This window comes from Pseudomonas agronomica (assembly GCF_025917275.1).
Classification (GTDB): Bacteria; Pseudomonadota; Gammaproteobacteria; order Pseudomonadales; family Pseudomonadaceae; genus Aquipseudomonas; species Aquipseudomonas agronomica.
Genome location: NZ_JAOSHO010000753.1, coordinates 1 through 1,797 on the forward strand (window position 1 = coordinate 1; position 1,797 = coordinate 1,797).

1 protein-coding gene is annotated in these 1,797 nt (G+C 63.6%); it reads right to left on the reverse strand.

The features are described 5' to 3' along the window. Positions 1-67 precede the first annotated feature (67 nt). Positions 68-1,687, reverse strand: a complete 1,620-nt coding sequence (locus tag OC610_RS26850; RefSeq protein ID WP_264432299.1) for an FMN-binding glutamate synthase family protein — start codon at positions 1,685-1,687, stop codon at positions 68-70. Positions 1,688-1,797: the final 110 nt, after the last annotated feature.

Consider the following 1,797-nt stretch of genomic DNA (forward strand, 5'->3'; position numbering starts at 1 on the left):
GCAGCTCCAGCGCCTGCTGGCCCAGCGGGAGCAAGCTCCCTCGTCACGAGAGCACTGTGTTCACAAGCTATGCGGCCACGATTTCCTGCGGCTCAAAACTGTCCGCCCGCGCCAGTTGCCACATCCGCGAATAGAACTGTCCGTTCACTTCACCGGTCAGCAATTCCCCAGGTTTCAGGAACACATGCAGCTGTGAAAACAGCTTGATCTCGGTCGCCGACATCCGCCGCACCAGATGCTTGGGCTGCAATTGCGAAGGGTGATCGAGGCCGGCGGCGGCGAGCATTTCGGCCAGGGCCTTGAGGGTGTTGCGGTGGAAGTTATAGACCCGCTGCGCCTTGTCCGGGACAACCAGGGCGCGTTGGCGCAGGGTGTCCTGGGTGGCGACGCCAGTGGGGCATTTGTTGGTGTGGCAGCTTTGGGACTGGATGCAGCCGATGGCGAACATGAAGCCGCGCGCGGCGTTGGCCCAGTCGGCGCCGATGGCCAGGACGCTGGCGATGTCGAAGGCGCTGACAATCTTGCCGCTGGCGCCGAGCTTGATCTTGTCGCGCAGGTTCAGGCCCACCAGGGTGTTGTGCACGAACAGCAGGCCTTCGCGCAGTGGCACGCCGATGTGGTCGGTGAATTCCACTGGCGCCGCGCCGGTGCCGCCTTCCTTGCCATCGACGACGATGAAGTCCGGCAGGATCCCGGTTTCCAGCATGGCCTTGGCAATGCCCATGAACTCCCATGGATGGCCCAGGCAGAACTTGAAGCCCACCGGTTTGCCGCCGGACAATTCGCGCAATTGCTGGACGAATTGCATCAACTCGATCGGCGTGGAGAACGCGCTGTGGCGCGACGGAGATACGCAATCCTCGCCCATGAGGATGCCACGGGTCTCGGCGATTTCCCGGGTGACCTTGTGCTTGGGCAAGATCCCGCCGTGGCCGGGTTTTGCGCCCTGGCTCATCTTGATTTCGATCATCCGCACCTGCGGGTTCCGGGCCTGGGCAGCGAAGCGTTCCGGGTCGAAGCGCCCGTCGCTGGTGCGACAGCCGAAATAGCCGCTGCCCAATTCCCAGGTCAGGTCGCCGCCGTGTTCGCGGTGGTAGGGGCTGATGCTGCCTTCGCCGGTGTCATGGGCGAAATTGCCGAGCTTGGCGCCCTGGTTCAACGCCCGGATGGCGTTCGCACTCAGGGAGCCGAAGCTCATGGCCGAGATGTTGAATACCGAGGCCGAATAGGGCTGGGTGCATTGCGGGCCGCCGACCGTGACGCGAAAGCCGCTGGGGTCGCTCAATGGCGCCGGGCGCATGGAGTGGCCGATGAATTCGAAGCCGGCCTGGTAGACGTCGATCAAGGTGCCGAACGGTTTATCGGCGCTTTCGTTCTTGGCCCGGGAATACACCAGCGAGCGTTGGGCACGGGAGAAGGGCAGGGCGTCGCTGTCGGATTCCAGCAGGTACTGGCGGATCTCCGGGCGGATGCCTTCGACCAGGTAGCGAATGTTGCCCAGGATCGGGTAGTTGCGCCGCACGGCGTGGCGGCTTTGCAGCAGGTCGAACACCCCCAGCAGGCTCAGCAGCCCAGTCACCAGCGCAATCGGCCAGAGCCAGTCGTGTTGCAGGAACGGCAGGCTGGCGAGGGTGAAGATCACGCAGCCAGCGAAGAAGGCGTAGCGGCTCAGCAACGATAGGCTCATGCGGGTTCCTTGGAGGGAGGGCGGTTGGCGAGACATTAGCGTGGAATGCAACCCCGTGGCGAGGGAGCTGTGCAGGGCTGGAATAATTAGCCTGAGACTGCGGAAAAACC